13 protein-coding genes are annotated in these 12,977 nt (G+C 42.9%); 7 read left to right on the top strand and 6 right to left on the bottom strand.

Features of this window, described 5'->3' with window-relative positions; all coding sequences use genetic code 11:
• The first annotated feature begins 153 nt into the window (after positions 1–153).
• Positions 154–2,928 carry an outer membrane beta-barrel protein gene (locus ZOBGAL_RS04650; protein ID WP_046287345.1) on the top strand — a complete coding sequence of 925 codons (2,775 nt, stop codon included), beginning with the start codon at positions 154–156 and terminating at the stop codon, positions 2,926–2,928.
• Here ZOBGAL_RS04650 and ZOBGAL_RS04645 read toward each other — a convergent pair.
• From ZOBGAL_RS04645 to ZOBGAL_RS04620, 6 genes are all read right to left on the bottom strand, one after another.
• Positions 2,925–3,770, bottom strand: a complete 846-nt coding sequence (locus tag ZOBGAL_RS04645) for a hypothetical protein (protein ID WP_013992353.1) — start codon at positions 3,768–3,770, stop codon at positions 2,925–2,927. The genes ZOBGAL_RS04650 and ZOBGAL_RS04645 overlap by 4 nt on opposite strands.
• 118 nt (positions 3,771–3,888) lie before the next feature.
• Positions 3,889–4,680, bottom strand: a complete 792-nt coding sequence (locus ZOBGAL_RS04640) for a TPM domain-containing protein (protein WP_013992352.1) — start codon at positions 4,678–4,680, stop codon at positions 3,889–3,891.
• Entirely contained in the window at positions 4,661–5,098 is a 438-nt protein-coding gene (locus ZOBGAL_RS04635) for a TPM domain-containing protein (RefSeq protein WP_046287344.1), read from the bottom strand. Before ZOBGAL_RS04635 ends, ZOBGAL_RS04640 begins: the two co-directional genes overlap by 20 nt.
• 9 nt (positions 5,099–5,107) lie before the next feature.
• Entirely contained in the window at positions 5,108–5,707 is a 600-nt protein-coding gene (locus ZOBGAL_RS04630; RefSeq protein ID WP_013992350.1) for a LemA family protein, read from the bottom strand.
• Positions 5,708–5,791: 84 nt separating this feature from the next.
• The gene (locus ZOBGAL_RS04625; protein ID WP_013992349.1) at positions 5,792–6,121 is read right to left on the bottom strand and encodes a MerR family transcriptional regulator; all 330 of its coding nucleotides are present in this window, start codon (positions 6,119–6,121) and stop codon (positions 5,792–5,794) included.
• Positions 6,121–7,098 carry a M23 family metallopeptidase gene (locus ZOBGAL_RS04620; protein WP_013992348.1) on the bottom strand — a complete coding sequence of 326 codons (978 nt, stop codon included), beginning with the start codon at positions 7,096–7,098 and terminating at the stop codon, positions 6,121–6,123. Before ZOBGAL_RS04620 ends, ZOBGAL_RS04625 begins: the two co-directional genes overlap by 1 nt.
• A 101-nt stretch (positions 7,099–7,199) precedes the next feature.
• Here ZOBGAL_RS04620 and alaS point away from each other — a divergent pair, with 101 nt between their 5' ends.
• From alaS to ZOBGAL_RS04595, 6 genes are all read left to right on the top strand, one after another.
• A complete protein-coding gene (gene alaS / locus ZOBGAL_RS04615) occupies positions 7,200–9,815 on the top strand; it encodes an alanine--tRNA ligase (protein ID WP_013992347.1) in 2,616 nt (871 codons plus the stop codon).
• A gap of 185 nt (positions 9,816–10,000) precedes the next feature.
• Positions 10,001–10,729: a DUF5995 family protein gene (locus ZOBGAL_RS04610; protein ID WP_262507924.1), complete on the top strand. Its 729-nt coding sequence runs from the start codon at positions 10,001–10,003 to the stop codon at positions 10,727–10,729.
• Positions 10,730–10,827: 98 nt separating this feature from the next.
• Positions 10,828–11,382 (top strand): Crp/Fnr family transcriptional regulator, encoded by a 555-nt coding sequence (locus ZOBGAL_RS04605; protein ID WP_013992345.1) that lies wholly within the window; start codon positions 10,828–10,830, stop codon positions 11,380–11,382.
• 90 nt (positions 11,383–11,472) lie between these two features.
• Entirely contained in the window at positions 11,473–11,610 is a 138-nt protein-coding gene (locus ZOBGAL_RS23305) for a DUF3995 domain-containing protein (RefSeq protein ID WP_148560689.1), read from the top strand.
• The gene (locus ZOBGAL_RS24005) at positions 11,594–11,899 is read left to right on the top strand and encodes a DUF3995 domain-containing protein (RefSeq protein WP_013992343.1); all 306 of its coding nucleotides are present in this window, start codon (positions 11,594–11,596) and stop codon (positions 11,897–11,899) included. The genes ZOBGAL_RS23305 and ZOBGAL_RS24005 overlap by 17 nt, the downstream gene beginning before the upstream one ends.
• Before the next feature lie 68 nt (positions 11,900–11,967).
• Positions 11,968–12,930, top strand: coding sequence for a GSCFA domain-containing protein (locus tag ZOBGAL_RS04595; RefSeq protein ID WP_013992342.1), 963 nt, complete (start codon positions 11,968–11,970; stop codon positions 12,928–12,930).
• Positions 12,931–12,977: the final 47 nt, after the last annotated feature.

The raw sequence follows: 12,977 nt of genomic DNA, 5'->3' as shown, positions 1-12,977 counted from the left end.
GCTAAGGGGCGTGCTGTAGGGACTTGCGTTGTTTTTTTTTACGTAAAATCCTATAAAACCCGGGCATAAACTTTTGTTAAATTGCAACTAATGTTTTAGTTCAATGATTAGATTTGGGTCAAGCCATTTGCCAATCCAATGACTGATCCGTTTATGCAGAAAGTGTTACCAGCTTTTCTTGTGTTCACATTTTTCTGTGTGAACACCTATTCCCAAGAATTCAAAATCACCGGTAAAGTAGTGGACGCTGTTTCTGAACAGCCCTTGGAAGCTACCACCATCTATGCCGAATCGCCAAAGGATAGTGCCTTGGTCGCATATACCATTTCTGACGAAATCGGAAGTTTTACGCTTGAGGATCGCTCGGGGGTAAAGGAAGTGAATCTGTTCTTTTCCTATAATGGGTACAAGACCAAGGTCATGAGGGTTCAACTGAAAGACCATGTAGAGCTTGGTACCTTATTGTTGGAGGAACAGGCCCAAGAGCTCAAAGGGGTATCCGTTGTGGGCGATAGGGTGCCCATCACGATCAAAAAGGATACCTTGGAGTTTAACGCCGATTCGTTTAAGACGCGGCCCGATGCCACCGTAGAGGAACTATTGAAAAAGCTGCCAGGCGTAGAAGTCGATAGTGACGGAAAGATTATGGTAAACGGAAAAGAGGTGAGCCAAGTACTGGTAAACGGTCAGGTCTTCTTTAGCAACGACCCCAAAATGGCCACCAAGAGCCTGCCCAAGGATATTATTAGCAAAATACAGATAACCGATACCAAAACGAAAGCCCAAGAATTTACCGGCGAAAGTGGAGACGGGTCTTCAAAGACCATAAACCTAACGATCAAAGAGGATATGAACAAGGGAATCTTGAGCCGGTTAACGGCAGGTGATGGTACTGATGAAAGATATCAAGCCAATGCCTTATTCAATTATTTTAACGGTGATGAACGCTTTAGTTTGGTGGCGGCTTCCAACAATATAAATTCGTCGGGCTTCTCCTTTGATGAAATCTATGATATGATCGGTCGTGCACGGAGTGGAGGTTTTAGTGTAAATAGAGATGGCGGATTTTCTATAGCTGGATTAAATTTTGGGTTCGGACAAGGTATCACGACCTCCAATACTCTGGGCGCCAGTTATGCCAATTCTAAAAAAGGAGAGTACGAGATTACTGGAAACTACTTCTTTTCATCGTCGGATAGTTACAATGATGAGCGTATGTCACGTGAAAATATTCTGCCTAGTGGAAGTTTTTTTACGGATCGTGAGTCGAGTTTTGAGGGGAATACGATGTCGAATAGAGGGGCGGCGGATCTTATTTTCGATATCGATGAAACGCTTCGGATTACCCTGGCCCCGTCTATGAGCGTAAATCAGACGAATTCCATCGATGCATCAAGTACCCGCTCATCTACCGAAAATGATGGACTCTTGAACGAAAATGAAAACTTGACCAGTGAGGATGGTGTGAGCAGGAATTTTTCGAATCGTTTTGATATTACCAAAAAGTTGGATACCCTAGGTACTTATGTACGCCTGTTCTTCAATAATGGCAATGAGCAAAACAACAACGAGTCTAGATTGAATACGGTCAGTCGTATTTTTGGGGATAATGCCAGAACCGATGAGCTCAACCAGAATACGGAATTCGAGGCTGAAAATGATAGCTACACATTTGGGGTAAACTACAGGCAGGCCCTAGCCGAGAAGTTGTTTCTTGATTTGACCTATAGGCAACAAGAAGACAAGAATAGCAATGTGCGTTCGGTATTCGATTTAGATGAGCTTACCGGTACTTATTCACGGTTTAATTCGGCACTTAGCTCCGATTTTCTTTTCAAGACCTCTCGCAAGACGCCATCCATAGGCATAAAAAAGGATACCGAAAAGTTAAGATTGGGCCTTGATATGAAGTACCAGTTTTCTGATTTGGACAATTCTGAGTTTCTACGTTCGACCTCTTTTTCGAAATCGTATAAGAATGTTTTGCTCAATGCCTATGCGAACTATAATCTTGATAAGAGCAAAAGAATAGGGGTTTACTTTGATTCTTATGTAGACCTGCCGCGTATCAATCAATTGCAGCCCGTTGCCGATGTAAGCAATCCTTTGAATGTGGTAACCGGTAATCCTGATTTGGAACCTTCGGTTTCAAGAAATGTGTATTTCAATTACAATGATTTTAATTGGAAGGAACGCACAGGTATGTTTGTTTACTTTGGACTTAACTTTCATGATAAACTTATTTCGTCGGTAACGGAAACCGATGAGGATTTACTTCGTCGTACGACCTATATCAATGTAGATGGAAACTACAATCACTACGGTGGGGTGGGCTATTCAAAGGAAATCAAAAAAGACAGCACCTTAAAGGTCAAGTTTAATTTTAGGCCTTATTTTAACCTTCAAAAGAACGTGGGTTTTGTAAATGGCCAGCGCCTCGAGGCGAAAAGAAATTCTTTTACTCCGCGCATCACCACTACCCTTAATTTTAAGGAGTTCTTAGAGGTAGAACCAGGTTATTCCGTTACGGTAAATTCAACCCAATACAACTTGGAAAGTTATGATGATATCAACTTTACATCTCATAACGCCGAGCTGAAAACTACCCTGTATTGGCCTAAGAACGTAATTTGGGCGAATGACATCCGTTACAATTACAATGGTAGTGTGGGCAATAATTTTGATAAGGATGCCGTCTTTTGGAATATGAGCTTAGGTGTGCAAATGTTTAAAAAGAGTGCGACCTTAAAGTTGTTGGCCTATGACCTTTTAAATCAAAATATAAATACGAAACGGATTACAGGACAAGACTTTATTCAAGATGAGCAGGGTACGGTCTTGACCCGTTATTTCATGATGAGCCTAACCTATAAATTTGACCAGTTTGGGGGTAAAAAATCAAAAGAGGGCAATAGGTTTATGTTTTAAGGCCTCCACTCGTCAAAACTACCACCGCCGCCAAAACGACCACCGCCAAAACCACCCGTAAATCTAGGACGTTTGCCCATTTTGTCGTATTCACGTTCTAACTCCTCATTGACGTCCTCTAGCTTCGATTTTAATTCGTTTCTTTCCTTTTTGCAGATTTCATACTGTGCCAGAGTGGCCTTGTGTATGGCATTCGTAGCTATATTGACATATTTGGAAGATAGGTTGGCGGCAAGAACGACGACATCTTTTCCGGTAGTTACAGCGTTTGTTACATCGCTTTTCTTGAAATTAATTGCCCAAGCCTTTTCTTCTTCGTCGTAATAAACAATAAAATTTTTGACGTAATTTTTGACGGCACGTTCTAATTTCTCTTTATTGTTGATCAACTCCAATTGTTGTTCTTCTGAAAGTGTTTTGAATTTTTGAATAACATTTAAGACCAATCCCTTTATGGCTTCGTTACGGGTTAGATCCTTGGCCAAATTGGTTCGTCTGTTCAAATTTCTTAATTCTTCCTCTTTCGTTTTTAACTGAAACTCAAGGGCTGATTTCTTTTGTTTCAGTCTTTCGATTTCAGGGTTTGTGGGGTGCAACTGGCCAATGGACATTTGGTTCGAGTCAATTGCAAATTCCGTATCGAAATTTACGGTTTGCGATATTTTATTGCCGTCTTCAAATTTTTTGATGGTGCTCTTGATAGCGACTTTAAGCTTTGACTCGAGTTGGTCGAAATTTTCGTTTCTTAGCGAAGCCTTGAAACATTTGGAAATATCGGCAACTACTTTCTTTTTAAAGGCACTTTCCTTTTGAAGCGTTCGGAACTTTAAACTTTTGTTCATAGATGAATATTTTAGTTGCCATCGATTTAAAGTACGCTTTAAGGAATAGCTGTCTATGGAATTTCCTACTAATATAATATATTCGGGCCACTCGTGAAGGCTAAAAAGAAATAGATTGTCACCAACCGCCCGAGGCGCCGCCACCGCCGCCCATGCCGCCACCGAAGCCACCGCTGAAACCACCGCCACCGCCAAAGCCTCCTCCGAAGCCTCCTGAGCCTCCGCTGCGGCCCATATTGCTTAAGATGATAATGTCCCAAAGGTCTAGGCCCTTATTGCGTTTACCGCCGTTACCTCCGTTGTCGCCGCCACCTTTGTTGCGACGGGAGAGTATGATAAGAATGATGAAAAAGATAATGAAGGGAAAAAACGGGGCTAGGGGAGATGCCACACCATCGTTAAATGAGCGCTCTTCGTTAAACTCCCCTTGAAGTACCTGAAAAATGGCATCGCAGCCACTGTTCAGGCCTTCGTAATAATTGTTTTGCTTAAAATGGGGTATAATAACGGTCTCAATAATACGTCTTGACATCGCATCGGTCAAGGTGGCCTCGACGCCATAGCCGGTATTAATGCTGATTTTACGGTCATTTTGGGCTAAGACAATTAATATTCCATTGTCTTTTCCCTTTTGGCCAATCCCCCATTCGGTGAGCCAATGCGCTCCAAGGTAGTTGATTTGTTCCCCTTTCGTAGAATTGATGATGGCGACTACGATTTGGGTGGAAGTGCTATCGGAATAGCGAATGAGCTTTTCTTCCAGGTTTTTTTTCTGGCTTGTGCTTAAAAGGTCAATGTAGTCATAGACGCTGGTTTCCTTTTCTGGTTTTTCGGGAATTTCGAGCTGGGCAAAAGAACCTAGGCCCCAGAAAAGAAAGAGTACAAGTAAACTAGTTTTTAGATATTTCATTGCTCAGCTCATTTACATCGCCATGTTGCCATGGGAAATGACTTTCCAACTCCTTTCCGGCTTTCAATATGCCTTCGATAAGGCCTTGTTTGAACCTTCCGTTTTTAAAATGCGATGCAATGGTGTCCCTAGTGGAATCCCAGAAATTTTTGGGGACCACCTTGTCGATGCCGCGATCACCATAAATAGCAAATTTCCTGTCGTTTACGGCCACATAGATCAGTACTCCATTTTCTTCTTTGGTATTGTCCATTTTTAGTAAATGAAATACTTCTTTAGCACGGTCGAGTAGGTCGATTTTTGTATGTGCCTCTAAATGTACCCGTATTTCACCGGACGTATTTTTTTCGGCATTGACAATTGCCTGAACAATTTCTTGTTCTTCTTCGGCCGTTAAAAAATTTTCTACTCGAGACATCATCCGCGGCTATTTGAAATCAAAACTTGTGTCAGGTGCCTTTTCCGCCCCGGCCTCAGATTGAAAATAAGAAAGCTCTTTAAAATTGAACAAGCCTGCCAAGATATAATTTGGAAAAGTCTTTATGTGCAGGTTGTAGGGCTCGACCGAAGCATTAAAGCGATCGCGCGCTACATTGATGCGGTTTTCGGTACCTTCCAATTGGGACTGTAGTTCCAGAAAGTTTTTGTTGGCCTTTAGGTCAGGATATCGTTCTACGGTAACCAATAGGCTTTTTAGTGCCCCGCTTAGGCCTCCTTGCACCTTGTTGAACTCGGCCAATTGTTCTGGGCTGATATTGCTGGGGTCTATAGAAATTGAAGTGGCTTTTGACCGGGCTTCGATCACGTCTTTTAATGTGCCCCTCTCAAAATCGGCCGCGCCTTGTACCGTTTTTACCAAGTTGCCGATAAGGTCATTTCTGCGTTGATAGGCACTTTCGACATTCGCCCAGGTTTTGGTCGACGCTTCCTTGAGTTCTATGGCTGTATTGTTGAAACTTACGCCCCATCCATAGAGCGCGACTGCGATAACGCCCAATACAATAAGTGCTATTAATCCTTTTTTCATTTTTAAAATATTAGGTTATAGTTAATGTGCTGTAAAAAGAGAAACAGTTCATTTAAGATGTTAGACCCCTAATTTGTAAAAAAGTTACAATTGATCTTTGATCTTGGTCAATTCGGCCTTGATACGCTCGAGTTTATCGATGATATCAAAGTTGTTGAGCGTTTTTTGGCGATTTTCCTTAAGGTGGGTTTTGGCGCCTTCAAGGGTAAAGCCGCGCTCTTTTACCAAGTGGTAAATGAGTTTGAGATTGTTGATGTCCTGTGGGGTAAACTTACGGTTGCCCTTCGCGTTCTTTTTAGGTTTGAGGGCGTCGAATTCCTTTTCCCAAAAACGGATAAGGGAAGTGTTCACGCCAAAGGCCTTGGCGACTTCACCAATGCCATAGTACCTTTTTTCGGGGAGATCTACTTGCATTAGTCCAAAGATTGGTTTTCTTGTGCTGCGTATTTTAGCATATTCTCGAATTCTTCTGCGGTCAAACTACCGTAATAGAAGTTGATGGGGTTGATGCGTTCTTCATCTTTCCAGACTTCATAGTGCAAATGCGGGGCTTCCGAGCGGCCTGTATTTCCTACAAAACCAATGAGGTCGCCGCGTTTTACTTTTTGACCTTTTTTAACGTTGTATTCGCTAAGGTGCCCGTAAAGGGTTTTGTATCCGTAGCCATGGTCTATGCGAATGTGTTTGCCGTAACCTGACGAACCGTTATCGGCGCGGATGACCTTACCGTCGCCCGGAGCGTAAACAGGGGTGCCTTTGGGGGCCGAAAAATCCATGCCCCTATGTAATTTGCGGGCCTTGGTAAACGGGTCGGATCGCCATCCGAAACCTGAGGCCATACGTTTGAGGCTCTCGTTGGTAACGGGTTGAATGGCCGGTATGGCCATCAGGAATTTTTCTTTTTCTTCGGCCAATTTGGTTATCTCATCCAAAGATTTTGATTGTATGGCCATTTGCTTTTTGATAATATCAAGACGTTTGGTCGTGGCAATGACCATTTCCGAATTGTTGAAACCTTCAAGCGATTTGTAACGGTTGACACCACCGAAACCGGCCCTTCGCTGTTCTTCGGGTATGGGGTTGGCCTCAAAATAGAGACGGTAGATATTGTTGTCGCGTTCTTCTATATTGGCCAAAACCTCTTCGATTTGACCCATCTTTCGATTTAAGAGCTCGAACTGGAGTTCGTAATTCTTTACCTCCCGCTGTAGTGAAAGCTCGCGCGGGGTGTTGATCAAATTGGTGTTCATCAAGAAAACCAAGCACATCAGGCCGAAAAGAAAAGAGCCAATAAAGAACAGTGCGATATTACGATAACGCCTAGACTTTTTGGGCTCTATCTTGCGATATGAAAGCGTATCGGGATCGTAATAATACTTTACCTTAGACATGTACCTATTTTATCCTATTTTTGTGACGTTTTAGCGGGATAAACAAATATAGAAATACTTTCCTTTAAAACGTCAAATTTTGTAAAACCTTATAATTTTCTATGACTTCCAAGGAAATCCGATCGCAATTCTTAAACTTTTTTAAAGAAAAAGGACATAAAATAGTTCCGTCTGCCCCGATGGTCATCAAAGACGACCCTACACTCATGTTCACCAATGCGGGCATGAACCAGTTCAAAGAGTTCTTTTTGGGGAATAGCGTGGCCAAAAATCCAAGGGCGGTCGATTCCCAAAAGTGCTTACGTGTAAGTGGAAAACACAATGACCTTGAGGAAGTAGGAAAGGATACCTATCACCATACCATGTTCGAAATGTTGGGCAACTGGAGCTTTGGCGACTATTTCAAGAAGGAAGCGATCGAATGGGCATGGGAGTTGCTTACCGAGGTATTGAAAATAGATAAAGATTGCCTTTATGTTTCGGTCTTTGAGGGAAGCAAGGATGCCGATAAACTCGATTTGGATACCGAAGCATTCGATCTGTGGAAGGCCATTGTACCCGAAGACCGCATTATTCTAGGCAATAAAAAAGATAACTTCTGGGAAATGGGGGATCAAGGGCCATGTGGACCTTGTTCTGAAATTCACGTAGATATCCGCTCGGCCGAAGAAAAGGCCAAAGTTCCCGGGGCCTCATTGGTAAACGCCGATCATCCGCAAGTCGTGGAAATATGGAATTTGGTGTTCATGCAGTACAACCGCAAGGCCGATGGTTCATTAGAGCCCTTGCCGGCAAGACATGTCGATACCGGAATGGGATTCGAACGCTTGTGTATGGTCATGCAAGGTGTTCAGTCGAACTACGATACCGATGTCTTTAAACCGATCATTCGTGAGATTGAAACCATTACCCATAGCAAATATGGCAAAGACGAGGAAATCGATATAGCCATCCGGGTTATTGCGGATCATATTCGTGCTGTGTCCTTCTCCATCGCTGACGGACAGTTGCCAAGCAATACCGGTGCCGGTTACGTGATAAGGCGTATTTTGAGAAGGGCCGTTCGCTACGGATTTACCTTTTTGAACACCAAGGAGCCTTTTATGTACCGTTTGGTCAATGTATTGACGGAAGATATGGGGGAAGCTTTCCCAGAGTTGAAAGAACAACGCCAACTGATAGAAAACGTAATAAAGGAAGAAGAGTATTCTTTCTTAAAGACCCTAGAACAAGGGCTTGTGCTTTTGGATCAGGTAATTTTGAATGTCAAGGGCAAGGAAGTTGACGGAAGAAAGGCTTTTGAACTCTATGATACCTATGGTTTTCCAATCGATTTGACCGCCCTGATCCTTTCGGAAAAAGGTTTGACCTTAGATGAAAAAGGTTTTGAGCTCGCTATGCAAGAGCAGAAAAACCGTTCAAAATCCGCCTCGGAAATCTCCAAGGATGATTGGGAAGTGCTCTCCAGTGATTTAGAGCAGGAATTTGTGGGTTACGATATGCTTGAAACCAACGTAAAGCTGGTGAAGTACAGAAAGGTGACCTCTAAAAAAGCGGGCGAGCAATATCAATTGGTATTTAACCTAACCCCCTTCTACCCTGAAGGCGGCGGACAAGTTGGCGATAAAGGCTACTTGGAGATGCCGAATGGGGATGTAGTCTACATCCTAGATACCAAAAAAGAGAACAACGAGATTATCCATTTTACCAAAAACCTTCCTGCCGACCTAAACGGGACCTTTAGGGCCGTTGTCGATAAGAAACAGCGCGAGCGTACGCAGGCCAACCATACGGCTACACATTTATTGCACCAGGCCTTGCGTGAGGTACTCGGTAAACATGTCGAGCAAAAAGGGTCTGCGGTACATTCCAAATACCTTCGTTTTGATTTTTCGCATTTTTCAAAAGTAACACCTGAGGAACTGCGGGAAGTAGAGAATTTTGTAAACGCCCGTATTGCCGGACAATTGCCTTTTGAGGAGCAACGTAACATTCCGGTGGAGAAAGCACTTGAAGAAGGGGCTATGGCCCTTTTTGGGGAAAAGTACGGCGATACCGTTCGCACGGTCCGCTTTGGTCGCTCAATTGAACTTTGTGGGGGGACCCATGTAAAGAATACCGGCGATATCTGGCATTTTAAAATAAAGTCAGAGGGCGCCGTGGCTTCGGGAATCAGGAGAATTGAGGCCATTACCTCCGATGCCGTAAAAGATTTCTATGCCGAGAACGATAGGGTTCTTTTAGATATCAAAGGCTTATTGAACAATGCCCAAGATCCTGTTAAGGCGGTGTCAACCTTGCAGGAAGAAAATGCAAAGCTGAAAAAAGAAGTGGAGGCACTTTTAAAAGATAAGGCGAAAAACCTAAAAATAGAGCTGAAAAATGAACTCCAAGAAGTGAACGGGGTTCAGTTTTTAGCCAAGAAAATAGATTTGGATGCCGCGGGAATCAAAGACCTTTCTTTTGAAATGGGGCAGAACCAAGATAACCTCTTCCTTCTTTTTGCAACGGAACAAAATGGAAAAGCATTATTGTCTTGTTACATTTCTAAAGAGCTGGTAGGGGCAAAAGATTTGAATGCCGGAACCATTGTGAGGGAATTGGGGAAATTCATCCAAGGTGGCGGCGGTGGCCAACCCTTCTTTGCTACCGCAGGGGGTAAAAAGCCCGAAGGAATCGATGAGGCCTTGGCCAAGGCTAAAGATTATATAAAGTAAATTATAACAACGCTTCGCTCATTTAGGCGAGGCGTTTTTCTTTTTATTTGGTGTTGGAAGGGAAACCTAAGCGTATCGAATAGGTCGGTAGCATATGGCGAAAATGAAGTAACTTACAGGAGATTTTAAGTTTAAACAGTCATAAATAAACAGATAAGATTAGCCGTCCGACTACCATAACAGAAGTGCTCCGTCAATTGGATGTTATAATTGATACCGCCATTGCAACCAATAGCCGCATGGGCTTGTTCGCCTATGTGTACAGAAGGACTACGGCCCAAATACTAAAAGAAGTAGAGCTCGGAAATTTCGAGGATAATGACCGAATGGTAAAATTCGATGTTGAATTCGCCAATTTCTATCTCGACGCCTACCACGCTTATTCAAATGGCCTCGAGGTAAGCAGGTCGTGGGATTTTGTTTTCAAAAACGCCAAAGAGCCCTTGACCATTCTACAGCACGTTATGCTCGGAATCAATACGCATATCAATCTGGATCTGGCCATGGCGGTAAGTGCCGTTATGAGGGAAAAGGAGTTAGCGGAAATAGAAACCGACTATAACACGGTAAACCGTATTCTTTCCGATATTGTCAATGAAATACAAGACCGGCTTGGCCGTGTGTCCCCTTTGCTTTTTATGTTGGATTGGGCAGGGAAAAATTCAGACGAGAAGATTATCGATTTTAGTATGGCCAAGGCCAGGGAGGTGTCATGGGGCAATGCGAACTTACTTTGGGGTTTGGGTATGGAACATCAAGAGGAAGCGATTAAAAATATTGATGGGGTAGTGCTGAAATTGAGTGAACTCATTAAGACGCCCCAATCCAAGATTATCGGTTTTTTACTCAGCCTCATAGGCCGGTTCGAGAAAAAGAATATTGCTAAGGTCATCGCAACATTACGGGAAGACTAGATCGATACGTTGCTTATTTAATTAAAAAAGACAGGTAAAAGACAAATAATACCATATCCCTTATCCCGAACATAGCCATCGAATCCTTACAACACATATTGAACCAGGTATTACCTTTTGAAGAGCACGATTGGAAGGCGATAGAGCCCTATCTGTCGATAGTTGGCTTTGACGAAGGGGAGCAGTTGCTCCGGCCTCCGCAAATATGTGGTTTTATTGCTTTTATTAAGTCGGGTTCCATACGGTCTTACCACACCAATGACCAATTGGTGGAAACCAATCTCTTGCTAAGGTCCGAAAACGAATTCATTACGGATTATGAGAGTTTTATACGCGAAGAACCGGCCACCTTGTCTATTCAGGGTATTGAAAAAGGGGAGGCCATTTTTTTAGATAGGACAGGGCTCAATGCGCTTTACGAAACTTCTTTTTATTGGAATAAATTTGGGAGGATCATAAGTGAGCAAATATTCGTCAACAGTAAACGTAGAACCGAACAGCTGTTATTTTTGAATCCAAGGGAGCGATACTTGCTTTTGATGAAAGAACATCCTGATTATTTTCAAAAGTATTCCCTAAAGCATATCGCGAGTTATTTGGGCATTACCCCACAGTCATTAAGTAGGATCAGAAATCAGCTTTCAAGGCATTAATTACCCAAAGTTAAGTCTTGCTTCCATTGTTTTATAGGAAATTTGCCCGATCAATAAAATAAAGAAACGAGTATTTAAAAGCGTAAACGTATGATTATTATGGTTTTGTCCTTAATTCTGTTCTTGGTTTTTATCGTACTTGGAGGTTTGCATTTCTATTGGCTTTTTGGAGGCGATTGGGCGGTAGGGAAAGTGATCCCCACAAAAGGCAATGGGGAGCCTGCCTAAGATTCCCCCAATAGCGACCCTGGTGGTGGGAGTTGTCTTGGTTTTATTTGCTTTGGTTTACCTGATGAAATCAGGACTCCTAACTATTCAAGGTCTGAATGGGGTGATAAATTATGGATATTGGTTTATTCCTTTTATTTTTATTTTACGGGCCATAGGCGATTTTAATTATTTGGGCTTTTTTAAGAAAGTAAAACATACCGCATTCGCGAAGGCGGACTCAAAGGTTTTTGTTCCATTATGTCTGGCCATTGGTATAATGGGAATACTGATTCAATTAATGGATTGAAAACAATAGGGAAGCGTAGAAATGAGGTAGGCTGCTATTTTTAAATGCTAGCCAGAAAATAAACGATAATGAAACTCCAAACACAAATACCTTTACAAAAGGCCTCAAACCAAATCGATTATGAAAGTCGCTTGGTTTTTCTGGGTTCTTGTTTTTCTGAAAATATCGGGGGAAAGTCCACCTACTTTAAGTTTCGGTCACTCCGGAATCCTTTCGGTATTTTGTTTCATCCCTTGGCCATTGAAAATTTGGTATCTCGGGCCCTTCGGAAGAAGCGGTATACCCAAGATGATATATTTTATCATAACGAACGCTGGCAGTGTTATGAGGCCCATTCCGATCTAAGTGCCCTTTCCCAAGAAACCCTATTGGGAGCACTCAATGATGGATTGGAAAAAACGGCGGAACATCTGGCGACCGCTACCCATATCGGCATCACCTTGGGAACGGCATGGGTGTATCGCCACTTAGAAACCGACGCGGTAGTGGCCAACTGTCATAAAGTCCCGCAGAAACAATTCTCAAAGGAACTGTTGGGCATTGCGGAAATGAAGGCGGCCCTGAATACCATTATGGACTCCGTTCGTTCGGTAAACCCGAAGGTGCAGTTTATTTTAACCGTATCGCCCGTACGTCATCTAAAGGACGGTTTTGTGGAGAATCAAAGAAGTAAGGCGCATTTGATTTCGGCGGTCCATGGGGTTCTGCAAGAGGGGGTGTCATATTTTCCTTCGTACGAAATCCAGATGGACGAGCTTAGGGATTACCGCTTCTACAAAGAGGATATGGTACACCCCAATCAATTGGCGGTTGATTATATCTGGGAGAGGTTTAAATCGGTATGGATTACGGAGGGAGCCCAAGAATCAATGCAGCAGGTCGATGCCATTCAAAAAGGATTACGTCACAGGCCCTTTCATCCGGAATCGGAACAGCATAAAACGTTCTTAAAATCTTTGGGGCTTAAGATCAACAACGTTCAAAAGCAGTTTCCCTTCATGGATTTTTCCGGTCAAATTTCTGGGGGGTAGAATCCTTTTTCCGTTTCGTTAATTTCAATTTGTATTGTAACTTCAAC

Origin of the sequence: Zobellia galactanivorans, from assembly GCF_000973105.1 — a bacterium.
Classification (GTDB): Bacteria; Bacteroidota; Bacteroidia; order Flavobacteriales; family Flavobacteriaceae; genus Zobellia; species Zobellia galactanivorans.
Note: the sequence above shows the minus strand (reverse complement) of the source record. Positions and strands in the feature narration are given on the sequence as shown.

Excerpts from the sequence above, each read along its gene's own strand:
- ZOBGAL_RS04595 (WP_013992342.1), top strand. The coding sequence starts at position 11,968 with ATGAAACTCCAAACACAAATACCTTTACAAAAGGCCTCAAACCAAATC.
- ZOBGAL_RS04635 (WP_046287344.1), bottom strand. The coding sequence starts at position 5,098 with ATGTCTCGAGTAGAAAATTTTTTAACGGCCGAAGAAGAACAAGAAATT.
- ZOBGAL_RS04640 (WP_013992352.1), bottom strand. The coding sequence starts at position 4,680 with ATGAAATATCTAAAAACTAGTTTACTTGTACTCTTTCTTTTCTGGGGC.
- alaS (WP_013992347.1), top strand. The coding sequence starts at position 7,200 with ATGACTTCCAAGGAAATCCGATCGCAATTCTTAAACTTTTTTAAAGAA.
- ZOBGAL_RS04650 (WP_046287345.1), top strand. The coding sequence starts at position 154 with ATGCAGAAAGTGTTACCAGCTTTTCTTGTGTTCACATTTTTCTGTGTG.
- ZOBGAL_RS24005 (WP_013992343.1), top strand. The coding sequence starts at position 11,594 with ATGGGGAGCCTGCCTAAGATTCCCCCAATAGCGACCCTGGTGGTGGGA.
- ZOBGAL_RS23305 (WP_148560689.1), top strand. The coding sequence starts at position 11,473 with ATGATTATTATGGTTTTGTCCTTAATTCTGTTCTTGGTTTTTATCGTA.
- ZOBGAL_RS04625 (WP_013992349.1), bottom strand. The coding sequence starts at position 6,121 with ATGCAAGTAGATCTCCCCGAAAAAAGGTACTATGGCATTGGTGAAGTC.
- ZOBGAL_RS04645 (WP_013992353.1), bottom strand. The coding sequence starts at position 3,770 with ATGAACAAAAGTTTAAAGTTCCGAACGCTTCAAAAGGAAAGTGCCTTT.
- ZOBGAL_RS04620 (WP_013992348.1), bottom strand. The coding sequence starts at position 7,098 with ATGTCTAAGGTAAAGTATTATTACGATCCCGATACGCTTTCATATCGC.
- ZOBGAL_RS04630 (WP_013992350.1), bottom strand. The coding sequence starts at position 5,707 with ATGAAAAAAGGATTAATAGCACTTATTGTATTGGGCGTTATCGCAGTC.